The following is a 26,071-nucleotide window of genomic DNA, read 5'->3' as shown; positions in this document are numbered from 1 at the left end:
CGGCGGTGGACACGCTGAGGAGCTGCACCGCTGCGTCCATCGGCCGGCATGGCAGAATCCACCTCATGCACTTCACCCATGACATCGGCGGCGGCTTTTCCCTAGGACTGCGCACGCTGGACACGGCCGAGGAGATGCATCAGCTGACGCTTCGAAACCTGGACCGGCTCCAACCCTGGGAACCCTGGGCTCATGAGGAACAGACCTTGTCAGGGTCGGTGGATTTCACCCGCGCACAGCTTGCGGACTTCGTTGCCGGAACCGTACTTCCCGCCGTAATCATTTGTGGGGATTCGCTGATTGGCGCCGCGTCCGTGCGGCTCAACTCCTACCTGAAAACCGCGGAGCTGGGCTATTGGATCGACGCGGACTATGAAGGCAGGGGCGCCGTGACCCGTTCCTGCCGGGCATTGCTGGAGCACGCCCGGAAAGCCGGCATGCTTCGGATGGAGATCCGAACGGTTGCTGACAACCAGCGGAGTACGGCAGTGGCCAAGCGGCTGGGCTTCGCCTTGGACGGTGTCCTGCGCGCCGCGCTGCCGGTGGGGAATCGGCGCATGGACGTGGCTGTCTATTCGTGCCTGGACAGCGGCGGCTAACTGCACCCGCCCCGAAAGTTTGATGACCCGCCGGGTACTGGGGATTTGCCTCCGAGGCTGCCGTGCAGGTCCCCGCCGAGGGTTACACCGCTGAGAGCTCGCCGCGCCGGCTGAACTTTCGTACGGCCAGGGTGACCAGCACCAGCAGCGACGCGGAGGTCCCGGCGAAGGCAAAGCCTGCCCACGGGCCCACGAGGTCAATGGCGGCACCGGCCAGCGGAGCGCCGAGAGCCGTGCCGGAGGTGAGCGCGGAACCGTACCAGCCCATGGCTTCGCCCCGGCGCTCTTCGGACACGAGGTCGGCCACGCGTTCGGACGCCGCGGACAGCACCGGGGCGCAGAGCAGTCCGGCCGGAATGGACAGCAGCGCCAAACTCATCGTGTCCGTGGCCAGGGCCATGGGAAGAGTCAGAACGGCCATCGCCAGTAGCAGCAGCATCGGAGAAATCCGGCGGCGCATTGACCCGTAGACCAGCCCGCCCACCACGGACGCGGCGCACCAGGCGGCAAAAACGATTCCCACTTCCTGCGGGTTCCCGGAGGATTCCACCAGTGCCACGATCCCGACGTCGGAACTGGCCAGCAGCAGTCCCGCGCCCACCGCCACGGCAAAAACCACGGCCACGCTGAGCGTGAACCAGGAGAAACCCGAACGCAGCCGCGCCCTGCGGCTCAGCACAGCCAGCGGCTGAAGCTCCGCGGAAGCCTCCGCCAGGTGTGCGGGAGCTGCAGCCACGACGGCAGCATTGGCGGCTTCCCGCTCCTGGACCTCGGTGGCGGCGTCCTGCGGATTCTCGGACCGGGTGGGCGGGTTGAACCAGATCAGGAGCAGGCCGGCGAGCGACGTCGAAATTCCCACCAGGGTCAGTCCCACCACGGAGGAGAGCGAGGTGGCAAGGATGGCACCCAGCGCCGGTCCGCCCATGAAGACAAGCTCGGTGGCGATGGAGTCCAGGGCAAAGGCCGTTCGGCGCTGCTCTCCCGTTGCCATCACGCCCAGGGACTGCCGCACCACGCTGAAGACTGGAAGCGTGAAGACGCCGCCGATCAGTGCCAGCACCAGCAGCCACTCATAGCTGGCGTGCGGAGCGATGGACCAGATGACCGCCTCGGAAATAACTGAGGGAATCAGGGCCCGGCGCAGGCCCACATTGTCCACCCGGCGGCCGCGCCACGGGGCGCCGAAGGCGATGCCCACCGTAACCACGGCAGCTACAGCGCCGGCCTTTGCATATCCCATGTCCATGGTCATGACCACGTGCAGGGTCAGCAGCACTCCGGCCGCCGAGTGCGGGAACCGGGCAATCATTCCAACCAGCAGCAGCCGGCGGATCGGGGCGACACGGAGCAGCTCCCCGTAAGAGGCAAAATTCACAGCACATCTCTTCCGGCGGTCCCCCGCCCAACGGGTCAGCGCGTGATCTTGAGTTCCAGTGAATCCACGCGCTCAACAAATAAAGGATCGGCAGCGAGCCGTTGCTGCAGCAATCCGGCGATGCCCTGCACCGCCTGCGCATCCAGTCCCGGTGCCAGGTGAAGAACCATTCTAAGCTCAGGACCGGCACCGCCTCCGGCGATGACCGTTCCGCGCGCCGACCGGGTGGCCGTTGCCGGGCCCTGGACAAGCTCAACTCCGGTAACGGACGGTTCGACGTCGACCGCAGCGGACACGGCCCGGGCGACTTCCTGGTCCGCGTAGGACGGAGTCCAGTCCCGCTGCCGGGCCAGGGCCCACAGGGCCGGGCGGCGCACCACGAAGGTAATGTCCGCGCCGGGGTCCACCACCAGCAGCTGCGCCTCTTCCGATACGGCTGAGAGCGCCGCACGTGCGGCGTACACAGCAACCGGACGGGCCTTCGGATGCCAGTTCTGCAGCGCAGGAACGGACGTAAACACCGGCAGGGCCTTGCGTCCGTCCGGCGCCGTCAGTGTGACCAGCGCCATGTCTGCTTCCTTGTCCGCAACCAGGCCGTGATCGGATTCCGCTTCCTCGGCCAGGCTGGCGACAATGGGGACAAACACCCGGGCGGTGGCCAGCGTGGCCACCACCTGTGCTTCGGTGCCGCTGCCGTCCTCCAGCGCAGCCAGCGCTGCGAGGTAGCCGGCATCGGCGCTGCCGTCGTCGGCGTCGAAATTATGGAGCGGGTTGCCGTCGCCGGAGAGGTCCCGGCCGGCCCAGGACTGCCCGGCGGAATCGGCCGGACCGCCTGCCCCGGCGAGGGCGGCGGCAATGTGGCCGGGAAGGGCGCGCTCAGCCATGGGTCCTAGCGCTCCGGATGGCCGGCGATGTCGAAGGCCTGCGGCAGGGTGAAGGCGCCGGCATAGAGGGCCTTGCCCACAATCGTGCCTTCCAGGCCCAGGGGAACAAGTTCGCGCAGAGCGGCCAGGTCATCCAGGGACGAGATGCCGCCGGAGGCGACCACGGGGCGGTCGGTGCGCTGCAGCACCTCGCGCAGGAGTTCAAGGTTCGGTCCGCGCAGGGTTCCGTCCTTGGTGACGTCGGTGACTACGTAGCGCGGGCAGCCGGCGTCTTCCAGACGGGCCAGGACCTCCCACAGGTCGCCGCCTTCCTTGGTCCAGCCGCGGGCTGCCAGGGTGGTGCCGCGGACATCGAGGCCGACGGCGATGGCCTCGCCGTAGCGGGCGATGGCGCTGGCGGTCCACTCCGGGTTTTCCAATGCTGCGGTGCCCAGATTCACGCGGCTGGCGCCCAGTTCCAGGGCCATGTCCAGGGACGCGTCATCGCGGATGCCGCCGGACAGCTCCACCTTGATGTCCAGCTGGTCAACAACGCGTTTGAGCAGGGGCAGGTTGGAGCCGCGGCCGAAGGCTGCGTCGAGGTCCACCAAATGAACCCAGGCGGCGCCGTCGTTCTGCCAGGCCATGGCCGCATCGAGCGGATCGCCGTAGCTGGTTTCGCTGCCGGCTTCACCCTGAACCAGGCGGACGGCCTGGCCGTCAGCTACGTCAACGGCGGGCAGAAGTTCAAGGACGGGTGTTTCAACAAGTGACATGTTTTGCTTTCCGTGGGAATTCCGGCAGCGGCGATTGGTCAGACGCTGCTGTCGATCAGGAGGTAGGCGCCGAGCAGGGACATTCCCGCAAGGACCCAGAAACTAATGGTGATGATTTTGGACATGCCCTGGCGGCGGAAGGAAATGGCGCCGCCGATCAGAATTCCGGCAAGGCCCATCAGGATGACGCTCCACATAGCCCTAACCCAGCGTCTTCAGCCAGTTTTCCAGCAGCGCCGCACCGGCGTCACCGGACTTTTCCGGATGGAACTGTGTTGCGGTCAGCGGACCGTTCTCCACAGCGGCAATGAAGCGGCTGCCGTGCTCGGCCCAGGTGACCTGGGGTGCGCGCATGGCGGGCTGGGTCACGTCGAAGTCCCATTTCTGCACGCCGTAGCTGTGCACAAAGTAGAACCGCTCATCCTCGATGCCGGCGAAAAGCTCGGAACCAGACGGCGGCTCCACGGTGTTCCACCCCATGTGCGGCACCACTTCGGCGTCCAGGCGTTCCACCACTCCGGGCCACTCCCCCATTCCGGGAGTCCGCACGCCGTGCTCCACGCCCTCGTCGAAGAGGACCTGAAGGCCTACGCAGATGCCCATCACGGGACGTCCGCCGGCAATGCGGCGACCAATCAGGCGCAGCGCGTCAACCTCTTTCAGGCCCTGCATAACCGCGGCAAAGGCGCCGACGCCTGGCACCAGCAGCCCGTCGGCGTTCAGAACGTCGGCGGATTTGGAGCTCAGGGTGACATTGGCTCCGACATGTTCCAGGGCGCGGACAGCTGACCGGATGTTTCCGGAGCCATAGTCCAGGACTGTGACATTGCGGCTCACAGGGCACCCTTGGTGGAGGGGATGCCCTCGACGCGGGGATCCGATTCCACGGCAGCACGCAGCGCCCGGGCGAAGGCCTTGAACTGGGCCTCCACGATGTGGTGGGGGTCGCGACCTCCGAGGACGGTCATGTGCAGGCAGATCTGGGCGTGCAGGGTGATCGCTTCAAAGACATGGCGGGTAAGCGAGCCGGTGAAGTGCCCGCCGATCAGGTGGTATTCCTGTCCTGCCGGCTCCCCCGTGTGCACGAGATAAGGCCTACCGGAGATGTCCACCACTGCATTGGCCAGTGCCTCATCCAGCGGAACCGTTGCTTCGCCGAAGCGCCGGATCCCGGCCTTGTTGCCCAGCGCCGTCTTCAGCGCCTCGCCGATGCTGATGGCGATGTCCTCGACGGTGTGGTGGACATCGATGTGGGTGTCACCGGTCGCCTGGACCGTGAGATCCATTAGGGAATGCTTGGCCAGGGCTGTCAGCATGTGGTCATAGAACGGCACGGACGTGCTGATGTTGGACTGGCCGGTTCCATCCAGGTCCAGCTCCACTACCACTGACGATTCACTGGTAACCCGTTCGAGGCGGGCTGTGCGGCCGGTGGTGGTTTCCACGGTCATGGTTTTCCTTTGAAAGAAGATGGTCTCTGCTAACAGTTTAGTGTCTGCCGGCCGGTGCTGTTCCGGCCGGCAGCGTGGGCGCCCCGGCCCAGCTACCGGATGCCGGCGGCCAGCAGTTCGCGGAGCCGGGCGAGGAAGGCGCTGGTCTCCGGCTCCGTGCCGGCGGTGACACGCAGATGGCCGGGGATCCCGACGTCGCGCACCAGGACGCCTGCCTCCAGCAGGCCTTCCCAGACTGCCCGGGGATCCTCCATTCCGCCGAAAAAGACGAAGTTCGCGTCTGAGGGGGCGGGCTTCAGACCCAGATCCTGCAGCTCGGAGACAATGCGGTCGCGCTGAACCTTGATGTCCTCAACGTTGGCCAGCAAAGCATCTGCGTGTTCCAGTGCAGCGTTGGCAGTGGCCTGCGTGATGGCGGACAGGTGGTAGGGCAGCCGCACCAGGCGGAGGGCATCGGTAACCTCGGGGGCGGCTGCCATGTAGCCGATCCGGGCTCCGGCGAGCGCAAAGGCTTTGCTCATAGTGCGTGAGACGATCAGGCGCTCGCGTCCCGGCAGCAGTTCCAGGGCGCTCGGAGTGCCGGCATGGAAGAACTCGCCGTAGGCCTCATCCACGATCACGATGGCGTGTGACGCGGCCCCCGCCTCGTAGACCGCCTCCACAACATCCAGTGAAAGTGCTGTGCCGGTGGGGTTGTTCGGAGTGCAAAGGAAGACGATGTTCGGCGCCTCGGCGCGAACCTGTTCTGCAGCTGACTCAGCCGTAAGCCCGAAGTCGTCGCTTCGGCGTCCCGTGACGTAGCGGGTGCCGGTGCCGCTGGCGAGCAGCGGATACATGGAATAAGTGGGCGGGAAACTCATGGCCGTCCGTCCGGGACCGCCGAACGCCTGGAGAATCTGCTGCAGGACCTCGTTCGAGCCGTTCCCGGCCCAGATATTTTCGGAGGTCAGTCCATGGCCGAGGTAAGCGGCAAGCCGGTCCCGCAGTTCCGTGAATTCCCGGTCCGGGTAGCGGTTCAGGCCGGCCACGGCCCGCTCCACGGAGATCGCAATCGCCTCCCGCACGGATTTCGGCAGGCCATGCGTATTCTCGTTGACATTCAGCAGGATGGGCACATCCAACTGGGGTGCGCCATAGGGCGTCAGTCCGCGGAGGTCATCGCGCAGAGGAAGTCGGTTAAGTCTCGCCAGCTGTTCAGTCACCTGTACAGCTTAAGACTCGAAGGCGGAGCGGGAAGAATCTGCGGGCTGCACGCCCTGCCTTGTTACGTCCCGCGTTGTTGAGCACTGACTTGTTTGGCTCTGGGTGCTTCGTCCCGGGGTGTTGAGGACTGAGCGTTGCGGGCTCAGCGTTGTTGAGGACTGAGCGTTGCAGAGTCAGCGTTGTTGCGGACTCAGCGTTGTTGCGGGGTCAGCGTTGTTGCAGGCTCAGCGTTCAACGGGAATGTAAAGCTGAGCACCAACGATGAGGCGGGATTCGGTCAGGTTGTTGAGTTCCATGATGTCTTCCATGACATCCCGCGGGTCACGCTCAGGAGCGAACTCCTGCGCCAGGCCCCACAGGGACTCACCCGCACCCACACTGACCTGGACGGTTCTCGTCACGTCCGGCCCCCCGCTGGAGGCCATGGCGGGTGCGGTGAAGAATCCCAGCACAATGAGCGCAGCCGCCGCGGCGAGCATCAGCGGGAGGCCGATGAAAACCAGACGGCCCCTGCGGGTCAGGTGCAGAGAGTTCGTCTTGACCGGCAGGGAAGGACCTGAAGGCCGGGAAGAATGGAGGTGCCGTGAGGGAGCTGTGTTTGAAGCAGCTGTGTTTGATGCAGCTGTGTTTGATGCAGCTGTGTTTGATGCAGCTGTATGACTTGAATCAGCTGTGCGAGCTGTCGGGACTGTTTGGGTTGTCATGGCAACGCCTTTCCGGTTCGACCGCTGCGGGAAATACCCGAAGCCATATTCGAACGATTGGAAGCTGATCGACCTACCCGAACCTCCGCTGAGGGCGGCTGTCGAAAGTATGTTCGATTTCTGCTGAGTTATTTCTAGCACCTATCTACTAATAAAGTCGAGACTCGCTCGAACAAATGTTTGAAAACGCCTCGCTGCTCGCTTAACGTTGAGGACAAGAGGGAACCTTCAACAGGTTCTGCGGATCGAGCCGAAGCCCAGGCGCCGGAGCGGTTCCTCAGGATCACTGAATCAGCTGCCTCTGACATAACCGCCGGAACGGCTTGCACGGCCAAAACGTCCCGGCTTGTACCCGATTAGACATTTACCGACCAGCCCCGGCATTGCCGGGACCAGCTGACCCGAAGGGAACCCGACGTGGCCCGCAGGACTGCTTCCGAAGACAGCACCAACAAACCAGCTGCCACAGGCACCCGTGCGCGCGCCAAGGGGCTCACCCCCAGGCAGAAGACCGTCCTGGAGATGATTCAGCGGTCCGTGAGCACCAACGGTTATCCGCCCACCATGCGCGAAATCGGCGACACGGTTGGCCTGGCCAGCCTGTCCAGCGTGACCCACCAGCTCATGCAGCTGGAGAAGCTCGGCTACATCCGCCGTGATCCGAAGCGCCCCCGCGCCATGGAAATCCTCATTCCGCTGATGCTCCGTGACGGATCCTCCGGCACGGCAGCCGAAGAGGCGCCGGGGCGCCACGGCTCCGGCACGGACAACAGCCCTTCAGCCGGCGCTGCGGGGCGCGCCGGAGACCAGCGTGAAGAGGGCACAGGCCCAGCCCCGGCGCTGGCCTCGGTAACCGAGCTTGCCACCTCCGTTGATACCGCCATGGTGCCGCTGGTCGGCCGCATCGCCGCCGGCGGACCCATCCTTGCGGAGCAGGTGGTGGAGGACATCATGCCGCTGCCCCGTCAGCTGGTGGGACACGGTGACCTGTTCATGCTGAAGGTTTCGGGAGACTCCATGGTTGATGCCGCCATCTGCGACGGTGACTGGGTGGTTGTGCGCCGACAGCCGACGGCGGAGAACGGTGACATTGTGGCTGCCCTCCTCGACGATGAAGCCACGGTCAAGACCTTCCGGCAGCGCAACGGCCACACCTGGCTGCTGCCGCAGAACACGCAGTACGAGCCCATCGTGGGCGACCACGCCGTCATCATGGGCAAAGTTGTCTCGGTGATGCGCGCTCTTTAGCCGCCGTCCCAGCGGGATCCCTGCAGCGGAAAGCACGCAAATGGCGGCCGGAAATCTTCCGGCCGCCATTTGCGTGTCCATGTCTTTGCTGCCCGGCCTCACTGGCCGCAGAGTGCCGCGGTTACGTCCGCAGCCCGACTACCCCGCCGACAGCTCCTCGGCCGCCGACTGCTCTGCGAGCCGGCCCAAAACCGAGAGCACCACGGAGCGGTCCGTGGTGGACCAGAACGGCGGCAGGGCTGCGCGCAGGAAGCCCCCATACCGGGCCGTGGCCAGCCGGGAGTCCAGGACAGCCACCACACCGCGGTCCCCCGCCGCACGAATCAGGCGCCCGGCGCCCTGTGCCAGACGCACGGCGGCATGGGTCGCGGCCACGGACATGAACCCGTTGCCTCCGGCCTTGGCCACTGCTCGGGTGCGGGCGGTCATCAGCGGGTCATCGGGACGGGGAAACGGGATGCGGTCGATGAGGACAAGCCGGCACGCGGCTCCGGGAACGTCCACGCCCTGCCATAGCGACATGGTGCCGAAGAGGCAGGTGTCCGGCTCTTCGGAGAACTGCTTGACCAGTGAAGACATGGAAGATTCCCCCTGGCACAGGATGGGGAAATCCACCCGGGTGCGCATGGCATCGGCGGCATCTTCGGCCGCCCGCCGGGAGGAGAATAAGCCCAGCGCACCGCCGTTTGAGGCCTTAAGCAGCGCTTCGATTTCATCCAGCTGAGCCTCGGAGGTGCCCCGCTCCGGCTTGGGCAGGTCCTTGGCCACATACAGAATCCCCTGGCGCGGGTAATCGAAGGGACTGCCGACGTCGGTTCCGGTCCAGGACGGTGCACCCGGACCCAGCAGGCCCAGGGCACCGGCCACCGGCCCGAACTCGGAGCCGATCGCCAGGGTCGCCGAGGTCAGGACAACGGTGTGCCCGTCAAACAACCCTTCACGCAGCCGTCCCGCCACTGACAGCGGGGCAACGTTCAGGGTGGCGGGGGCGGTCTCGTCGGGCGGCGAAAAACCTCCCGACGGGGAGAAGGAACTGGGCCGGGACGCCCAAATCACCTCGCCGGCCGCCGGTGCCGAGATCAGCCGCTCGCAGACAGTCAGCACGGCCATAAGCCGTGAACGGGCCGTTTGCCGGCCGCCGTCTGCGGTTTCCCCGGGCTCGGGCTTGGAATCAGAGAGCGCCACTCGGCAGGCCTCGCGAACGCGCCCCACGGCCTGTTCCTGCTCTTCATTCAGTCCGCTCGCCAGCAGCCCGGAGGGAACACCCTCCATGGACTGCTCAAAGGCACGTGCTGCCTGCGCCAGCTCCTCTACGCTGGCAGAGGTGTGTTTGCGCGCTGCGGTAACAGCGGCAGTAATCACCGTGCCGGAGAGCTGGCCGGTGACGGCACCGGTGACGCGGTCCTGCAGTTCGTGTGCCTCGTCAATGACCACCACGTCATAGTCCGGGAGCACGGCCAGGCCTTCGAAGGCAGCAATCGCCAGCATGGCATGGTTGGTGATCACGACGTCGGCCACGGCGGCCTGTGCGCGGGCACGCTCGCTGAAGCACTCAGCGGCGACCGGACACTTCTGGGCTCCCAGGCACTCCATGGAGGTCACCGATACCTGCCGCCAGGCCCGGTCACTCACACCCGGGACCAGATCATCCCGGTCGCCGGTGTCAGTTTCGTCCGCCCATTCACGCAGCCGGACCACTTCCCGGCCCATGGCCGAGGTGGGAGCCGGTGAAGGGTGGGCGACGCCATGGTCATCTCCCAGCGTGAACAGGGCACCGGCGGGATCTTCCTCTTCAGGAAATCCCCCGCCGGTCTTGTGCAGGCAGACATAATTGCTGCGGCCCTTGAGCAGTGCCACGTCCACTTCGCGGGGGAGCTGCGGCTGAAGGGTCTTGAGCAACCGAGGCAGGTCCCGGCCCACAATCTGGGACTGCAGGGCCAGCGTTGCAGTGGACACCAGCGTCGGCTTGGTGCTCTCCAACGAGTGATGGATCAGCGGCACCAGATAGGCCAGCGATTTGCCGGTTCCGGTGCCCGCCTGAACCAGCAGGTGCTTTCCTTCGTCTATGGCCTGCGCGACCTGTCGGGCCATTTCATGCTGGCCCGGGCGGTTTTGTCCGCCCATGCCGGCAACGGCGGTGTCCAGAAGTTCCAGGACTTCGCCGGTGGTGTCTTTACTCATGGGTGACGAACGGCTCCAGTTCAGCAGCAAGGCCTTCGCGGACCATGACATGCAGCCGGGTTCCCGTTTCGGAGTGGTCCACGGACAGGATTTCAGTGTCCGGGCTGTGCAGCCGAGAGACCACGTCTCCGCGGTCGTAGGGAACCATCAGCGTCAGGTCCACCGCGGGGCGGGGAATTCCTTCGGAAATGGCCTGCAGCAGCTCGTCAATGCCTTCACCGGTACGGGCGGAGACCACCACGTGCCGGCGTTCCTTCTGCCGGAGGCGTTCCAGGACAAACGGATCGGCGGCATCGGCCTTGTTCAGGACGATGATTTCCGGGATCTTGCGGGCATCGACATCCGTCAGCACAGTGCGGACGGCGGCAATCTGGCCCTCCGGGTCAGGATGGGAGGCATCCACGACGTGCAGGATCAGGTCAGCGTCCGCCACTTCCTCCAGCGTGGAGCGGAAGGCTTCCACCAGCTGGGTCGGCAGCGACCGGACAAACCCGACGGTGTCCGCCAGGGTGTAGCCGATCCCGTCTTCGGTCTGTGCCTTGCGGATAGTGGGGTCCAGGGTGGCGAACAGCGCATTCTCGACGAGGACACCGGCATCGGTCAGCCGGTTCAGGAGCGACGACTTGCCCGCGTTGGTGTACCCGGCGATAGCCACCGAAGGAACCTGATTGCGCTGCCGGTTGGCCCGCTTGGTTTCGCGTGCAGGCTTCATGCCCGCGATTTCCCGGCGGAGTTTGGCCATCCGGGTGCGGATCTTCCGCCGGTCCAGCTCAATCTTGGTTTCACCGGGTCCGCGCGAACCCATACCGGCACCGGCACTGCCCACCTGGCCACCGGCCTGCCGGGACATGGATTCGCCCCAGCCGCGCAGTCGCGGCAGCAGGTATTCAAGCTGGGCCAGTTCCACTTGGGCCTTACCTTCGCGGGACTTGGCATGCTGGGCGAAGATGTCCAGGATCAGCGCCGTACGGTCAATGACCTTGACCTTGACGATGTCCTCCAGGCCGCGCCGCTGGGACGGCGAGAGTTCGCTGTCCACAATGACCGTGTCGGCGCCCGTGGCAGCCACAATATCCTTGAGCTCCTGTGCCTTGCCCGAACCCAGGAACGTTCCCGGATCCGGCTTCAGGCGGCGCTGGATGACGCCGTCGAGCACCTCGGAGCCTGCCGTTTCGGCGAGGGCTGCCAGTTCCTGCAGGGAATTCTCGGCGTCGGCCGCCGTGCCTTCGCTCCACAGTCCGGCCAGTACCACACGCTCCAGGCGAAGCTGGCGGTACTCGACTTCGGTTACGTCTTCGAGTTCGGTGGACAGGCCGGCCACGCGCCGCAGTGCGTGCCGCTCGCGAAGGTCTTCCTGGTCGCCGTCGTGCACTGAATGCCCGGCGTCCTCGGAAGAGAGAGCCTGGGCTCTGCCCCGCGGGACGTCCCGGCCGGGGGCTTTGGCCTCCGCAGCGCTTTCCTTGGCGAGGATCCTGTCAATGACCCCCTGGATGTCTTCGGGGCTCAGCTCCGGTGTGGGCTGAGCGGAACCGGACGTGCCAGGACGGGAATTGTTGATCGTCATATTCTCCTTATAAGCCGTGTTCTCCATGGTAAGTCAGGGCACGGACATTTGGGGGCGCGATTTGCCCGCCGCTGAATCCGGTTTCCGCTGCCTGCCGCAGACCCACTAATCTGGTTTGTTATGGGTTCAGACCATTACTTCAGTTCACAGCCGTCCGGGCCCGAGGTCCGCCGGCCGCTCCGTGTCACGCTCGATGGCCGGGAGCGTGACCTCGTTACCTCCGGCGGCATCTTCAGCCCCGACGGCATCGACAAAGGCACTGTCATTCTGCTGGACGAAGTTCCGTCCCCCTCCCCGGAGGGGAATTTGCTGGACATTGGCTGCGGCTGGGGGCCGGTGGCGCTGACCATGGCCCTGAAATCCCCGGCAGCCCGCGTGTACGCCGTGGATGTGAACGAGCGGTGCCTGGCCCTGACCCGTGACAATGCCGCCGCACTGGGCTTGGACAATGTCACTGCCAGCCGGCCCGAGGACGTCGATCCGCAGCTGCGGTTCGACACCATCTGGTCCAATCCGCCCATCCGCATCGGCAAGGACGAGTTGCATGCGCTCCTGCTTCTGTGGCTGCCGCGGCTGGCGCCGAAAGGAACCGCGTGGCTGGTGGTGCAGAAAAACCTGGGAGCGGATTCACTGCAGAAATGGATGGCCGAGCAGTTGGGGTCCGGATACTCGGTGTCCCGGCACAGCACCGCCAAATCCTTCCGGATCCTCAAAATTACCCGCAGCCCCGAAGACAGCTGACTGCTCAGCGGCGGGCCGCACTTACACCGGTCTTGAATTCCATGACAGCTTCAACCGCCCGTCGCAGGGGTTTATTCCGGCCGTTCCTAGAGTAGGGTTCCGCGCGCCACAATGACGGCGGGGCCGCTGAGTTCCACGTGCTCGCGGCCGTCTTCAGCAGTCAGGAAACGGACCCCGACGACGCCGCCGGGCACCGTGACCGCCCAATCGTTCGGAGCATCCCGGCCGGCCCAGAAACGGATGGCAACGGCTGCTGCGCAGGCGCCGGTGCCGCAGGAAAGGGTCTCCCCCACACCGCGCTCATGCACGCGCATGGTCAGCAGACCCACGCCGTTTTCCACCAGAGGCTCGGCGGGGACCACAAATTCCACGTTGGTGCCGTTCTCCGGCTCCGGCTGCACGGTGGGCGGCGCCGTCAGTTGAGTGGCTGCGAGTTCGGACAGCTCGGCCAGGGCCACCACTGTGTGCGGGTTTCCCATACTGACGGACAGTCCGGGGCGCGGAACTTCCAGGCCGTCGGCGTTGACGACGGCGTCCATGGCCTTCGCGGCCGCATGGTCGGGGTAGATGAACTCCCAGGGACCCATGTCCACGGCGTAACCGCTGTCCACCCGGGTGATTGTTTTGATGCCGGCACGGGTGCCGATGGTCAGGGTTTCCCCTTCGGCCAGGTTCACCAGCCCCTCGGCGAGCAGGAAGTGCACGAAGACCCGCACCCCGTTGCCGCACATCTCGGAGATGCTGCCGTCAGCGTTGCGGTAGTCCATGAACCACTCCGCGGCGGGATCAGTTTGGAGCAGGGCCTGGCCTTCAGGCAGGTGCTCGGAACGCACGGCCCTGATGAATCCGTCTGCGCCAATGCCGCGGTGCCGGTCGCATACCGCCGCCACTTCGGCAGGCGTCACTTCGCGTCCCCCGTCGGGGTCGGCCACCAGCACAAAGTCGTTGCCGGTGCCGTGGCCCTTGGCGAAGGGCAAGCCGGCAAGAGAAGCGGGTAAGCCGGAAGCGGACAGAGCAGAGGAGAGAGTTGTGTTCACTGTTCAAGGATAGCGGCGGCAGCCTTGCCGGTCAGTTCGGGGTCGTCCCAGTCGAGCCAGGTGATCCGCGGATCTGCGCGGAACCAGGTTAGCTGGCGGCGCGCGAACTGCCGGGTAGCCACCACTGTTTGTTCGACTGCCTCGGCCACTGACGATTCGCCGTCAAGCACCCGCAGGAACTGGGAATAGCCCAGGGCGCGTCCGGCAGTCCGGCCCTCACGCAGGCCGCGGCCGGCGAGGGCTTCCACTTCGGCGAGCAGGCCGCGGTCCACCATCCGGTCCACGCGTGCCGCCAGCCGCTGATGCAGCAGGCTGCGCTCCACGCTCAGGCCGATCTGGATGGCCGGCTGGAAGTACTCTCGGACGGGCATGAAGGAGCTGAACGGCCGGCCCGTCAGCTGGTGCACTTCCAGGGCGCGCACCACCCGGCGCCCGTCTCCGAGCCGGTCCGCGGACACCGGGTCCACTGCACGCAGCCGCCCGCGCAGAGCCTCCAGTCCCTGTTCGTCCAGTTGACGTTCCAGGGCAGACCGCACTGCCGGATCAGTGCCCGGGAAGTCCAGCACATCCAGGGCTGCACGGACGTAAAGCCCGGACCCGCCCACGAGGATCGGATACTTTCCCCGTCCCTGGATCTCCGTGATGAGACTGCGGGCGGATGCCTGGAACGCCGAAACGCTGGCTTCCTCCCGGACATCCATGATGTCCAGCAGGTGGTGTGGAACGCCGCGCCGCTCCGCCATGCTGATCTTCGCGGTACCGATGTCCATGCCCCGATAGAACTGCATAGCGTCGGCATTGATGACTTCTCCGCCCAGCTGCAGGGCCAGTGAAACGCCCAGATCCGATTTGCCGGAGCCGGTGGGGCCGACGACGGCGATGACCGGGCGGGCGCGCGCAGCCTCGGCGGCAGTCACCGGACGCACCGGGGAGACGGGGACAGCACTAGGAGCGCGGGGGCAGTGCCGGCATGCCCAGGGAGACACCGGTTTTGCCGCCGGAAGCACCCGGAGCGGGGACTCCGCACGATTCCGCCTGCGAGCGGTCCCAGGCATCCCCCGCGCGTGAACGGCGCAGCGAGTAATCCGCTGCCGTGGCGGGGTCCGAGACCAGGTGGAACGCCGCCGCCGATGTCACGGGCACGGTGACGAGGTCTCCGGGCCGGGGTACCTCGCAGCCCTCGGGCACCGAGAAGTGCACCAGGCGCTGATCACGGGAACGGCCGGAAAGGCGACCTGTTTCTTCGGACTTGCGGCCGGAACCGGCGGTAACCAGAACTTCCACTGTGGTGCCCACCTGTTTGGCATTCTCTTCGGCCGCGATGCGGTCCTGAAGGGCGGTGAGGCGTTCAAAGCGTTCCTGGACCACTGCCTTGGGCAGCTGGTCCGGCAGCTCTGCGGCGGGGGTGCCCGGGCGCTTGGAGTACTGGAAGGTGAAGGCCGTGGCGAAACGGGACTTCTCCACGACGTCGAGCGTGGCGGCGAAGTCCTCTTCGGTCTCGCCCGGGAAACCCACAATGATGTCGGTGGAGATGGCGGCGTGCGGCATCCGCTCACGGACGCTGTCCAGGATGCCGAGGAACTTCTTGGACCGGTAGGACCGGCGCATGTCTTTGAGGACCTTGTCGGAACCGGACTGCAGCGGCATGTGCAGCTGCGGCATCACGTTGGGGGTTTCCGCCATTGCGTCGATGACGTCCTGGGTGAACGCAGCCGGATGCGGGCTGGTGAAACGCACCCGCTCCAGGCCTTCGATGGTGCCGCAGGCCCGCAGCAGCTTGGCGAACGCGCCCCGGTCTCCAAACTCCACGCCGTACGAGTTAACGTTCTGGCCCAGCAGCGTGACCTCAATGGCGCCGTCGTCCACCAGCGCCTGGATTTCGGCGAGGATCTCGCCCGGCCGGCGGTCCCGTTCCTTGCCGCGCAGGGAAGGGACAATGCAGAACGTGCAGGTGTTGTTGCAGCCCACGGAAATGGAGACCCAGCCTGCGTAGACGGAGTCGCGCTTGGTGGGCAGTGTGGAGGGGAAAACATCCAGGGATTCCAGGATTTCCAGCTGCGCTTCATCGTTGTGCCGTGCACGGTCCAGCAGGGCCGGCAACGAGCCGATGTTGTGCGTGCCAAACACGGCATCCACCCACGGCGCCTTGCGCTGGATGGTGTCGCGGTCCTTCTGCGCCAGGCACCCGCCCACGGCAATCTGCATGCCCGGACGAGTTTCCTTGACGTGGGCGAGCATGCCCAGGTTCCCGTACAGCTTGTTGTCCGCGTTCTCCCGCACCGCGCAGGTGTTGAAGACAACGACGTCGGCCTCGTCGCCTTCCGCGGGAACGTAACCGGCGTTCTCCAGCAGGCCGGAAATGCGCTCGGAGTCGTGGACGTTCATTTGGCACCCGAAGGTCCGCACCTGATAGGTGCGGTGATGCTGCTCGGACGGGATCGGGGAAGATGTCGGGGAAGATACTGTCAAACTCACAGTCCTAGGGTACCTGCCGCGGACCGCCGGAGGAGGCGCCGGCTGTTAGCCGGGTTTAGTACCAGTTGTTGGCGTAGTGGAAGTTCAGTGCCGAGCAGGGGCTGCCGTACCGGGATTCGATATAGCCCAGGCCCCAGTTGATCTGGGTCTTGGGATTGGTGAGGTAATCAGCTCCCGATGATGCCATTTTTTCGGCAGGCAGTGACTGGACAATGCCGTAGGCGCCGCTGCTGGCGTTGGTGGCGCTGGTCATCCAGTTGGATTCCTTTTCCCACAGGGTGTTCAGGCAGGACATTTCCGAGGCTGCCCATCCATGGCCGGCCAGGGCAGAGGCCGCGTACGCCTTCGCCCCGGCGGGATCATCCATGGGGACAGACGCTGCTGCAGCGGCGGCCTCTTCCGCGGCGCGGTCCGCGGCAGCCTGGGCTTCAGCTGCTGCCTTGGCTGCAGCTTCCTGCTCGGCTGCAACCCTGGCCTGCTCCGCAGCAGCAGCCTGAGCTGCTTCTTCGGCTTTCAGCTCTTCGGCAGCTCGAGCTTCCTCCGCCGACTTTTCTTCAGCAGCCTTTTCTTCAGCGGCCTTTTGTTCAGCAGCCTTGGCCTCCTCTGCTTTGGCGTCGGCCGCCTTCTTGGCATCATCGTCGGCAGCGGTGTCAGCTGCTTTCTGCTGCTCGTCGCCGTCGGCATCTCCCGCGGCGCCGGCCTCATCAGCCGGACCGCTCTCAGCGGTGTCCGGGGCGGCGGTGGGGGACGTCAGACTCACGAGGCTGGCCCGCAGCTGGTCATTTTGTACGGAGGCGCCGGCGATTCCGAAGAAGGCCAGTCCGCCGGCAACCGCCACGGCCCCGATGCGGAGCTTGCGGGTCCGGCCGGCACGCCGGCGTTCCCGGGTAAGGCCGCGCCGGCCGGGAGCATCGTTGGATTTGTGGCTGTCGCTCTGGGTGTCTTCGTTGCCGAGGGCATCTTTTTGGAGGGAAGTCATAGAACCGAGACGGTAACGACCAACCCTGAGCAGCTATCTCAATTGCATAACGATCCACTTGACATGCGTGTCGCTAACAGGTTCAATACCACCCTTTGTCTTCGGAGTGCTGCCAAGCGGCACAGGGGCTGCCGTACCGGGAACTGATGTAGCCCAGGCCCCACTCGATCTGGGTCCGATAGTTGGTGCGCCAGTCTGCACCAACGCTGGCCATCTTGTCTCCGGGCAACGACTGGGGAATCCCGTAAGCCCCGCTGTAGGGGTTATTTGCGCTGGTCCGCCAGCCGGACTCCCGCTGCCACAGGTTCACCAGGCATCGAAACTGATCCTGTCCCCAGCCATAGCCAGCCAGCCGTCCGGCAGCGTAGGCCTGGGCGGCGACCGGGTCGTCAACCGGCCCGGGAGAGGGCACGGGCATCGGATCCGGTGCGGGAGCAGGCGGTGGGACTGGAGGAGCAGATGGTGCAGGTGGTGGCAGCGGTGCTGGTTGGGGTGCTGGGACCTGGGGCAGCGGAGTGGGATTAATCACCGGATCGGGCTCAGATTTACCTGGCGGCGGAGCCGGATTCCTCCCGCTGCTGTCTCCGGCGTCGTTTTCTCCAGCCTTCCTGGCGGCTTCTTCGGCAGCCCGCGCTTCCTGCTGCGCGCGATAGGTCTCTTCGGCCTGAAGCCCCCTTAAGCGCTGCGCTTCGGCCTGCACACTGCTGTCCCGCAACTCGGCGAGCTGTTCGAGCAGCACGGTGCTGCGCTCCTGGGCATCTTGTACTGCCTGGTCAGCTGCAGCCGCAGCTCTTTGCGCCTCAGCAGCCAACTGCAGGGACGCGGCAACTGATTCTTCCCGGCTGTCCAGGGCGGCAGCTTCACGCTCTTCAAGGCTGCCCAGCACCTGCGCGGCCGAGGCGGCCTGCAGCTGGAGGCTGTCAGTGCGGCCGGAAATGCTCTGCAGCGTGGTGAGCCGGTCCATGGCCCCCACCGCGGCATCGGCATCCAGCAGCAGGAGTAGGCTGGAATCCATTCCGCCCGTCTTGTACGTCTGCGCCGCCAGTGCGCCCATCTGCCCGGTCAGCTCGGAAGCAGTCCGGGACGCTTCCAGCCGCTGGGCAGAAAGTACTTCGACGGCACGGCTGTTGATCTCTGCCTCGTCCACGGCACGCTGATGATTTGCCGAGGCCTGTACGGCCTTGGTTCCCAGGCTTCCCGCCTCGGCCGACAGCTCGTCCAGGAGAGCTTCAATTTCAGCCGCCTGCGCTGCTTTGGTTTCAACGCTGCGCTTGGCCTGCTCCACCTGCTCCCACGAGGGAAACTCTGTACCGGAGGCAGGCACAGCACTGAAGGCCGAGGCGGCAAGCACCCCGACCAGCACGGCGGAACCCAGGGAAAGACGAGTGAACTTCTTGCCCGGCAGCAACAGAGTCAACATCGTGGCCCAGCATACGGCACCGCCTCAGGATTCCCGCAGGTTTGCTACCACTCATCCTCGGGGCGCTCTTCAAGGACGTCACCGATGATCTCGTTGACCACGCGGTACCCCACCGACGGCGAGTAACCCTTGCGGGCGAGCATGGAGACCAGCCGCTTTGCCTGCTTGTCCCGGGCTGCCCGGTCCGTCAGGTCCACTGACGGCTGCAGCTTCCTGCGCGCCAGTGTCCGGGCAGCTTCCAACTCATCCTCATCGCTGACCTGCTCCAGCGCTTCTGCTGCCAGCTCCCCCGAAATGCCCTTCTCGGCAAGTTCACGCTTCAGCGCACCACGTGCGAGGGACTTGGAACGCGACCGGCTGTCCACCCACATGCGGGCAAACTCGGCGTCGTCCACGAGCCGTACTTCCTCAAAACGGTCCAGTACCGCCTGTGCAACGTCCTGGGGGATGTCCTTTTCGGCCAGCTTCACCGCCAGCTGGTGCCGGCTCTTCGGGGCACTGGTCAGCTGCCGCAGGACAATGGTGCGCGCAGCTCCGTACGGGTCACGCGGTTGCTCCCGCGGCGCCGCCGCAGGCTCCCCCGGCGAACCGCCTGCCGGGGGAAATCCACTGGTTTGCTGCTGCATGAATGCCTAGGAGTTCTTCGGAACGGCCTTGAGCTTCGCTTCCGCCGCAGGAGCTTCCTCGGTAACCGGTCCGTCAATGCCCAGCTTTTCACGCAGGCGGCGTTCCAGCTCATCGGTCAGTTCCGGGTTGTCGCGCAGGAACTTGCGGGCATTTTCCTTACCCTGGCCCAGCTGATCACCGTCGTACGTGAACCAGGCACCGGACTTCTTCACGAAGCCGTGCTCCACGCCCATGTCGATCAGTCCACCCTCACGGGAGATTCCCGTGCCGTAGATGATGTCGAACTCAGCCTGCTTGAACGGCGGGGCCATTTTGTTCTTGACGATCTTGGCGCGGGTTCGGTTGCCCACCGGAACCGTACCTTCCTTGAGCGTCTCGATGCGCCGGACATCGATGCGCACGGAGGCATAGAACTTCAGCGCCTTACCACCCGTGGTGGTTTCCGGGCTGCCGAACATGACACCGATTTTTTCGCGGAGCTGGTTGATGAAGATGGCCGTGGTGTTGGTGTGGCTCAACCGTCCGGCGATCTTCCGCAGTGCCTGGCTCATGAGCCGGGCCTGCAGGCCCACATGGCTGTCGCCCATGTCGCCCTCAATTTCCGCACGCGGAACCAGTGCGGCCACGGAGTCGATAACCACCACGTCAACCGAACCGGAACCGATCAGCATGTCCATGATTTCCAGTGCCTGCTCACCGGTGTCCGGCTGGGACACCAGCAGCGAGTCCGTATCCACGCCGAGCCGTGCTGCGTAGATGGGATCCAGGGCATGCTCGGCATCGATGAACGCGGCAATGCCGCCGTTCTTCTGTGCGTTGGCAACAACGTGCAGCGCCAGGGTTGTCTTACCCGAGGATTCCGGGCCGTAGATCTCCACGACGCGGCCGCGGGGAAGCCCGCCTATGCCAAGTGCCAGGTCCAAGGCGATCGAACTGGTGGAGATGGTCTCTGCCGGAGCGCGGACCTCGTCTCCAAGCCGCATGATCGAGCCCTTGCCGTACTGCTTATCGATTTGGGCCAGCGCTGCTTCAAGTGCCTTTGCGCGGTCGACTGCTGCTGCCATTCTTCACCTCGGTTGTTGTGGTTTTACGTGGCCCGGAGGCCGGTTGTCCTGCTCACCTACGACCATAAGCGGCGGCACTGACAAAACAGCGGAGCGGACTGCCGTGGGGATATCAGGGGCAGTTTTGCGGTCGTGTCGCCCCTGTGTAGGAGCTTATCCTCATCCGAACAGGTATTCGAATATCCGCTTCGGCGTGTCCCGCCTTTAACGCGGCCAGCCTCATTTCCTGGGCTGGATGTCCCGCCCCAGACGTCGTTCCGCCGGGACGTCCTGGACATCACAGACTGCCAGCCAAACAGCCTTCGGTTCGATACCCCCGCTGAGGGCTTCCGTTGCCGTCCTGCCGCCAAGGGAGCCGAGCACGAGGTCTGCGGCAAGCACCCTGGAGTAGGCCGGCCCAAACTCATCATCCATGAGCCGCCAGAAATCACTGAGTCGCATCGCTTAATCTTCTCATGTCCATGCGCCTCTAGAATGGAGACCATGACCGAGCAGGAATCTTCCCCAGAAGCACGGCACCATGAAGCGGCCATCGACACCTTGGAGCAAGCCCTCTCGGTGCTGTGGCGCCGGGCACGGTCCAACTCCTACAAGGTGGCCCGCGAGGTGCATCCGGATATGGAGCCAGCAGCCTACGGGCTGTTGGTCCTGCTGCAGAAGCAGCAGGACATGCGGCTAACGGACATTGCCGCCAGCATCGGCATCGGCAAGCCGTCCGTGAGCCGCCAGATTGTCATGCTGGAATCGCTTGGTCTGGTCCAGAAGCACGCAGACCCGCTGGACGGCCGCGCCCAGTCCATCTCCCTCACCCCTGCAGGGTCAGAGGCGCTGGCCAAGACACAGTCGGCCCGCAAAGAGTTGTTCCGGACACTGCTGGAGGATTGGGATGATGAGGAGCTGGAGCAGCTCGGGTCACTGCTGACCAAGCTCAACCACTCCTACGCCCGCGAACGGTAATGGCTGCTCGGAAAACGAGCCAGTGCAGGCTCAACGGCCGCTGAACGGCAAAAAAGACCCCGCCGAAACGGCGGGGTCTTTTTCTTGGCACTGGGCAGGCTACCCGATGGAGCGGCAGCACTGCGGATGTAGGTCTACGGAGTGCGGGCCAGGTCCCGAGCCATGTCCTCCGGGAAATCGCGGGCAAACTCGCGCGAGAATTCCGACGGCACGGTATCGGGTATGGCGACGCCTTCTGCAGTCGCCACCCGGTCACTGACCTCACGAAGCATCAGGGACAAGGGCACATCAAGCGCGGTGCAAATAGAGGACAGAAGTTCTGATGATGCTTCCTTCTGGCCTCGCTCCACCTCGCTGAGGTAACCAAGTGAAACGCGTGCGCTGTGTGACACCTCGCGCAGGGTACGGCCCTGACGCTGGCGGACATCGCGCAGTACGTCGCCAATTTCATGACGAAGAACAACCATTTTGCGCTCCTTTGGTTCCCGGTGTGCATCTTCCGCCAACCCTACATCCCGCCAGCGAATAACGCCGTTCACGGATACGGGTTGCTTAACCATCTGTATCGTCCTGCTCCCTATGTGTGGTCCGACTGCGGGTGTACCGCAGATATCTAAAGATCGTAATCGGGAAACCTTGGTGGTTCCTGATACTAACAACTCAGCTCCCCCGGGTTTTGTTCCCGGCACCGTTTGCCCTCTCCGCAGCCCTTATTTAGTCCGGTCCGACAGAAGCCGGGCAAGCATTACCAGTGCTTCGTCACGGGCCTGCTCCCGGATGGCTGCCCGGTCCCCCGAAAAGGAAAATTCGCAAACCAGCGACCGGTCAGCGGAAACTGCCGCGATGAACACGCAGCCCACAGGCTTGCCGTCGTGCGGTTCGGGCCCTGCAACCCCGGTTGTGGATACCGCAAGGTCGGTCTCAAGGGCGCGGCGGGCGCCGTCGGCCATTTGGCGGGCCACCTCTGCGTCGACCGAACCTGCGGCTTCCAGCAGACCGGCGTCCACGCCCAGGACTTTTTTCTTCACAAAGTTGGAGTACGCCACGACTCCCCCGGCCAGCACGGCCGAAGCGCCGGGGACGGTGCCGAGTTCGGCAGCCACCATACCGGCAGTCAGGGATTCGGCAGTGGCCAAGGTCAGGCGTGCCGCTGCAGCGGCACGCACCACGGCCGCGGCATCGCAGGCTTCGGAGGGTCCCCCCGTTTCGGCCAGCGTCACCGGCCGCCCGGGTTCTGCAGTGCGCTCCGGCGCAGCTGGATGGCTTTGATGACGTAATCGATGCCCGTGACCACCGTGATCACCAAAGCTGCAGCCATCACCACGGCACCGATCCACCAGGCCCAGCTGCCGAGCCACGTTGTCAGCGGCAGCAGGTAGAGGAAGATGGCCAAGGTCTGGACCACCGTCTTGAGTTTGCCGCCGCGTGACGCCGCCATAACTCCGTAACGGATCACTACGAACCGCATCAGCGTGATGCCGATTTCGCGCACCAGAATCACAATTGTGACCCACCACCAGAGCTCACCCAGCGCCGACAACATGACCAGGGCCGAGCCGATCAACAGTTTGTCCGCAATCGGGTCTGCGATCTTGCCGAAGTCGGTGATCAACCCCCGGCTGCGGGCGAGATCGCCGTCCAGCTTGTCGGTGTAAATAGCGACGGCAAACGTTGCGACCGCCAGCCAGCGGTACAGGCCATGGCGGCCGTCATCGGCCAGCAGCAGCCAGATGAAAAGCGGAACCATCAGGATCCGCACAACCGTCAGGACGTTGGCGATGTTCAGAAGGGGGGCGTTCCCGGTAGAAGAGTTGCTCACACTTCCAGCCTAGCGGGAATCAGCGGCCGGTCAGACTCCACGCGTCTTCGGATCCGCCGTCTTCGTCGCCGCCTTCACCGTCGTAATACTCGGTGGCCTGCTGCCGGCCCTCCAGATCCTGGGCCACCAGGTCAACCGGACCGTCCGGAGAGCCGGGTTCGAAGCCGTGGTTGACGTTTGCGTTCTCCGCCAGGGCAGCGGTTTCAGCAGCCCCGGGGCCGCCGGCAGCCTCACCCCCGCTGATGGCTGCCAGCGTGGCGGCCAGATCATCGGGCTTGACCAGCACATCGCGGGCCTTGGAGCCTTCGGAGGGGCCGACGACGCCGCGGGACTCCAGCAGGTCCATCAGGCGGCCTGCCTTGGCAAACCCGACCCGAAGCTTGCGCTGGAGCATCGACGTGGATCCGAACTGTGTGGTGACCACCAGTTCAGTGGCCTGCAGCAGCACATCCATGTCGTCGCCAATGTCGTCTTCGATCTGCTTTTTGGGCGCGCTGACGGTGACGTCTTCGCGGTAGACCGCACCCAGCTGACCCTTGACGTGCTCCACCACCCGGTGGATTTCCGATTCGGTGACCCAGGCACCCTGGACGCGGATGGGCTTGTTGGCGCCCATGGGCAGGAACAGGGCGTCACCCTGGCCCAGCAGCTTTTCAGCACCGGGCTGGTCAAGGACCACGCGGGAGTCGGTGACCGACGACGTGGCAAAGGCCATGCGCGAAGGTACGTTCGCCTTGATCAGTCCGGTGACCACGTCCACGGACGGGCGCTGCGTTGCGAGCACCAGGTGGATGCCGGCTGCACGGGCAAGCTGCGTGATGCGCACAATGGAATCTTCAACGTCGCGCGGGGCAACCATCATCAGGTCTGCGAGCTCATCCACGATCACCAGCAGGTACGGGTAAGCCTTGACCACGCGCTTGGACCCGGCCGGCGGCACAACCTTGCCGAGCTTCACCGCCTTGTTGAAGTCATCGATGTGCTTGAACCCGAAGTTGGCGAGGTCGTCATAGCGGGTGTCCATTTCCCGGACCACCCACTGCAGGGCCTCGGCGGCCTTCTTGGGATTGGTGATGATCGGAGTGATCAGGTGCGGCACGCCCTCGTAGGCGGTCAGTTCCACGCGCTTGGGGTCCACCATTACCATTCGCACTTCGTCCGGGGTGGAGCGCATGAGAATGGAGGTGATCATGGAGTTCACGAAGGAGGACTTACCGGCACCGGTGGCACCGGCCACCAGCAGGTGCGGCATCTTCGCGAGGTTGGCGACCACGAAGCCGCCCTCCACGTCCTTGCCCACGCCCATGACCATCGGGTGTTCGGTCTTGCGGGCGGCGTTGGAGCGCAGCACATCGCCCAGGGCCACCACTTCCTTGTCCGCGTTCGGAATTTCGATGCCGATGGCGGACTTGCCGGGAATCGGAGACAGGATGCGCACGTCCGAAGAGGCGACGGCGTAGGAAATATTCTTGGACAGGGCGGTGACCCGCTCCACCTTGGTGCCCGGGGACAACTCAATTTCATAGCGCGTCACAGTGGGTCCACGGCTAAACCCGGTGACGTGCGCCTCCACCTTGAACTGGTCCAAGGTGTTGGTCAGGGCGTCTACAACCAGGTCGTTGGCTTCGGAGCGTTCCTTGGCCGGCGGTCCGGCCGGCAGGAATTCCGACGGTGGCAGGGTGTAGGTCACGTCGCCCGAGAGCTGAAGCTGTTCCGTACGCTGCGGGATGGGCGTGGCGGGAGTGAGGTTCCGGACGGTCCGTGCCGGAACCGGGGGCACGGCGGGCGCTGCCGGCAGTACGGGAGCAGCAAGGGTCTCGGCAGCTTCGGGGACCATGGCAATGGCTTCGGTGGGCGGCTCGGCGCCGTCGAAGACGTTGTCCACGGGGAGTCCCTGCTCGCGGCGGATCTTCTGCGTGGCCAGTTCGGACCGGGTGGGGCGGCGGACTCCCGGCGGGACGGCCGGCTCGGCTTTGGCTGCTGCTGCCGCTTCCTCGTCTTCGTCGGCCAGGACGGCACGTTCGAATGCCTCGTCCCCGGCGAAGCCTTCCGCAGGGATCTCCTCACCGGCTTCGGCATTGCGGCCGAACATCCGTGACTTCTTTTTCGGTGCCTTCGCCGGGCGGCGGTCCCGTTCGTAGAGGTAGCTCTGGTCGTGTGCCTCGGGATCATCCGGGGCGAGGTCCTGACCCATGAGGTGCTCATACAGGCCCCGCAGCCGCAGCGGAATATGCCGGAAGGGCGTGGCGGTGATGATGAGCAGGCCCACGAACACCAGGAAGCCGAGCAGGATCGCCACCGGCCAGACAGTCAGCGCGGCAGAGAGCGGCCCGGCCACCAGGAAGCCGACAATGCCGCCCGAAGCCCACAGCCGGTCAAATCCGTCCGATAGCGCGGGGGAACCGCCCACAATGTGAGTGATGCCGGAGCCGGCGAAAAGAATGAGGGTCAAACCGATGCTGATGCGGCTGTTGGCGCGGTGGCGTTCCGGGTAGCGGAAGAGCCTGACGGCACCGGTAAGGAGCAGGAAGGGCACGACGACGGCCATCCAGCCGAAGGTGCCGGCCGCGCCGGCATGGATGATGTCGGCCACCGGACCGCGCAGGGCCCACCACTCAACCGTGGCAACGGCCAGCGCCGTGAGGATCAGAAAGAACCCGGTGCCGTCGCGCCGGATGTCGCGGTCAGGACTGACGTCGGCACCGAGTTTGCGGATGCCCGCACCCGCGAGCCTGGCCATTCCCATCCAAGCGCCCTGAACGGCGCGCAGCGGAAGCGGGACCTGTTCGGCGTCGGCCTGCGCCTTGCCGGCGGTACCGGAGCGGCCGGTCGCCTTGCCCCGGGGCTGGGTTTTGCCGGAGCTTTTTCCTGAGGTGCCCCCGGCGTTCCGGCTGGTGGTCCGGCCGGAAGCACCGCCGCGCGCGGCAGGGGAAGTACGAGTGGCCATACGCTCCACCGTACCCGATGGAGCCGGACAATCCGCGGATT

The 26,071-nt window shown here is 65.2% G+C and carries 26 protein-coding genes; 4 read left to right on the top strand and 22 right to left on the bottom strand.

Annotated elements, in window-relative coordinates:
• Positions 1-65 precede the first annotated feature (65 nt).
• A complete protein-coding gene (locus tag CXR03_RS15660) occupies positions 66-599 on the top strand; it encodes a GNAT family N-acetyltransferase (protein ID WP_104104610.1) in 534 nt (177 codons plus the stop codon).
• A gap of 82 nt (positions 600-681) precedes the next feature.
• Here the strand turns inward: CXR03_RS15660 and CXR03_RS15655 are convergent, their stop codons facing one another.
• The 8 genes from CXR03_RS15655 to CXR03_RS18740 all read right to left on the bottom strand — a co-directional run bounded on the left by CXR03_RS15655 (position 682) and on the right by CXR03_RS18740 (position 6,746).
• Positions 682-1,974, bottom strand: coding sequence for an MFS transporter (locus CXR03_RS15655; RefSeq protein ID WP_104104609.1), 1,293 nt, complete (start codon positions 1,972-1,974; stop codon positions 682-684).
• Between the two features lie 35 nt (positions 1,975-2,009).
• On the bottom strand, positions 2,010-2,858 hold the full coding sequence (locus CXR03_RS15650) for an SseB family protein (protein ID WP_104104608.1): 849 nt from the start codon (positions 2,856-2,858) through the stop codon (positions 2,010-2,012).
• A gap of 5 nt (positions 2,859-2,863) precedes the next feature.
• Positions 2,864-3,613 (bottom strand): bifunctional 1-(5-phosphoribosyl)-5-((5-phosphoribosylamino)methylideneamino)imidazole-4-carboxamide isomerase/phosphoribosylanthranilate isomerase PriA, encoded by a 750-nt coding sequence (gene priA, locus CXR03_RS15645; RefSeq protein ID WP_104055420.1) that lies wholly within the window; start codon positions 3,611-3,613, stop codon positions 2,864-2,866.
• 38 nt (positions 3,614-3,651) lie between these two features.
• Positions 3,652-3,810, bottom strand: coding sequence for a hypothetical protein (locus CXR03_RS18360; RefSeq protein ID WP_181032386.1), 159 nt, complete (start codon positions 3,808-3,810; stop codon positions 3,652-3,654).
• A gap of 4 nt (positions 3,811-3,814) precedes the next feature.
• Positions 3,815-4,450 carry an imidazole glycerol phosphate synthase subunit HisH gene (hisH, locus tag CXR03_RS15640; RefSeq protein WP_104104607.1) on the bottom strand — a complete coding sequence of 212 codons (636 nt, stop codon included), beginning with the start codon at positions 4,448-4,450 and terminating at the stop codon, positions 3,815-3,817.
• Entirely contained in the window at positions 4,447-5,064 is a 618-nt protein-coding gene (gene hisB / locus CXR03_RS15635; protein WP_104055418.1) for an imidazoleglycerol-phosphate dehydratase HisB, read from the bottom strand. The genes hisH and hisB overlap by 4 nt, the downstream gene beginning before the upstream one ends.
• Positions 5,065-5,156: 92 nt before the next feature.
• Positions 5,157-6,266 (bottom strand): histidinol-phosphate transaminase, encoded by a 1,110-nt coding sequence (locus tag CXR03_RS15630; RefSeq protein WP_104104606.1) that lies wholly within the window; start codon positions 6,264-6,266, stop codon positions 5,157-5,159.
• A gap of 225 nt (positions 6,267-6,491) precedes the next feature.
• On the bottom strand, positions 6,492-6,746 hold the full coding sequence (locus CXR03_RS18740; protein WP_258073687.1) for a LysM peptidoglycan-binding domain-containing protein: 255 nt from the start codon (positions 6,744-6,746) through the stop codon (positions 6,492-6,494).
• 642 nt (positions 6,747-7,388) lie between these two features.
• On the opposite strand from CXR03_RS18740, the gene lexA reads away from it, so the two are divergent.
• On the top strand, positions 7,389-8,219 hold the full coding sequence (lexA, locus tag CXR03_RS15620) for a transcriptional repressor LexA (RefSeq protein ID WP_258073686.1): 831 nt from the start codon (positions 7,389-7,391) through the stop codon (positions 8,217-8,219).
• 138 nt (positions 8,220-8,357) lie between these two features.
• Here the strand turns inward: lexA and CXR03_RS15615 are convergent, their stop codons facing one another.
• On the bottom strand, positions 8,358-10,400 hold the full coding sequence (locus CXR03_RS15615) for an ATP-dependent DNA helicase (RefSeq protein ID WP_104104603.1): 2,043 nt from the start codon (positions 10,398-10,400) through the stop codon (positions 8,358-8,360).
• Positions 10,393-11,964 carry a GTPase HflX gene (hflX, locus tag CXR03_RS15610; RefSeq protein ID WP_104104602.1) on the bottom strand — a complete coding sequence of 524 codons (1,572 nt, stop codon included), beginning with the start codon at positions 11,962-11,964 and terminating at the stop codon, positions 10,393-10,395. Before hflX ends, CXR03_RS15615 begins: the two co-directional genes overlap by 8 nt.
• Positions 11,965-12,084: 120 nt before the next feature.
• Here hflX and CXR03_RS15605 point away from each other — a divergent pair, with 120 nt between their 5' ends.
• A complete protein-coding gene (locus CXR03_RS15605) occupies positions 12,085-12,705 on the top strand; it encodes a class I SAM-dependent methyltransferase (protein ID WP_104104601.1) in 621 nt (206 codons plus the stop codon).
• Positions 12,706-12,791: 86 nt separating this feature from the next.
• Here the strand turns inward: CXR03_RS15605 and dapF are convergent, their stop codons facing one another.
• The 8 genes from dapF to CXR03_RS15565 all read right to left on the bottom strand — a co-directional run bounded on the left by dapF (position 12,792) and on the right by CXR03_RS15565 (position 20,748).
• A complete protein-coding gene (gene dapF / locus CXR03_RS15600) occupies positions 12,792-13,742 on the bottom strand; it encodes a diaminopimelate epimerase (protein ID WP_181034638.1) in 951 nt (316 codons plus the stop codon).
• On the bottom strand, positions 13,739-14,659 hold the full coding sequence (gene miaA / locus CXR03_RS15595) for a tRNA (adenosine(37)-N6)-dimethylallyltransferase MiaA (RefSeq protein ID WP_258073685.1): 921 nt from the start codon (positions 14,657-14,659) through the stop codon (positions 13,739-13,741). Before miaA ends, dapF begins: the two co-directional genes overlap by 4 nt.
• Positions 14,660-14,687: 28 nt before the next feature.
• A complete protein-coding gene (miaB, locus tag CXR03_RS15590; RefSeq protein ID WP_104104599.1) occupies positions 14,688-16,217 on the bottom strand; it encodes a tRNA (N6-isopentenyl adenosine(37)-C2)-methylthiotransferase MiaB in 1,530 nt (509 codons plus the stop codon).
• Between the two features lie 55 nt (positions 16,218-16,272).
• Entirely contained in the window at positions 16,273-17,196 is a 924-nt protein-coding gene (locus CXR03_RS18735) for a hypothetical protein (RefSeq protein ID WP_258073684.1), read from the bottom strand.
• Between the two features lie 82 nt (positions 17,197-17,278).
• Entirely contained in the window at positions 17,279-18,616 is a 1,338-nt protein-coding gene (locus tag CXR03_RS18730; RefSeq protein ID WP_146070540.1) for a lytic transglycosylase domain-containing protein, read from the bottom strand.
• A gap of 44 nt (positions 18,617-18,660) precedes the next feature.
• Entirely contained in the window at positions 18,661-19,242 is a 582-nt protein-coding gene (locus CXR03_RS15575; protein ID WP_104104598.1) for a regulatory protein RecX, read from the bottom strand.
• 6 nt (positions 19,243-19,248) lie between these two features.
• A complete protein-coding gene (gene recA / locus CXR03_RS15570) occupies positions 19,249-20,307 on the bottom strand; it encodes a recombinase RecA (RefSeq protein ID WP_104104597.1) in 1,059 nt (352 codons plus the stop codon).
• A 219-nt stretch (positions 20,308-20,526) separates the two neighbouring features.
• Positions 20,527-20,748, bottom strand: coding sequence for a DUF3046 domain-containing protein (locus CXR03_RS15565; protein ID WP_104104596.1), 222 nt, complete (start codon positions 20,746-20,748; stop codon positions 20,527-20,529).
• Positions 20,749-20,790: 42 nt separating this feature from the next.
• Here CXR03_RS15565 and CXR03_RS15560 point away from each other — a divergent pair, with 42 nt between their 5' ends.
• Positions 20,791-21,264, top strand: coding sequence for a MarR family winged helix-turn-helix transcriptional regulator (locus CXR03_RS15560; RefSeq protein WP_104055405.1), 474 nt, complete (start codon positions 20,791-20,793; stop codon positions 21,262-21,264).
• 134 nt (positions 21,265-21,398) lie between these two features.
• On the opposite strand, the gene CXR03_RS15555 is transcribed toward CXR03_RS15560, so the two are convergent.
• From CXR03_RS15555 to CXR03_RS15540, 4 genes are all read right to left on the bottom strand, one after another.
• On the bottom strand, positions 21,399-21,824 hold the full coding sequence (locus tag CXR03_RS15555; RefSeq protein WP_104055404.1) for a helix-turn-helix domain-containing protein: 426 nt from the start codon (positions 21,822-21,824) through the stop codon (positions 21,399-21,401).
• A 150-nt stretch (positions 21,825-21,974) separates the two neighbouring features.
• Complete coding sequence (locus CXR03_RS15550; protein ID WP_104104719.1) at positions 21,975-22,433, bottom strand: CinA family protein; 459 nt, start codon at positions 22,431-22,433, stop codon at positions 21,975-21,977.
• A 47-nt stretch (positions 22,434-22,480) separates the two neighbouring features.
• Complete coding sequence (gene pgsA, locus CXR03_RS15545) at positions 22,481-23,083, bottom strand: CDP-diacylglycerol--glycerol-3-phosphate 3-phosphatidyltransferase (protein ID WP_258073683.1); 603 nt, start codon at positions 23,081-23,083, stop codon at positions 22,481-22,483.
• A 19-nt stretch (positions 23,084-23,102) separates the two neighbouring features.
• A complete protein-coding gene (locus CXR03_RS15540) occupies positions 23,103-26,030 on the bottom strand; it encodes a DNA translocase FtsK (RefSeq protein WP_104104595.1) in 2,928 nt (975 codons plus the stop codon).
• Positions 26,031-26,071: the final 41 nt, after the last annotated feature.

It is taken from the genome of Arthrobacter sp. 08Y14 (assembly GCF_002929455.1).
GTDB classification, from domain to species: Bacteria; Actinomycetota; Actinomycetes; order Actinomycetales; family Micrococcaceae; genus Arthrobacter_B; species Arthrobacter_B sunyaminii.
This window is presented reverse-complemented; position numbering and strand designations above follow the sequence as displayed.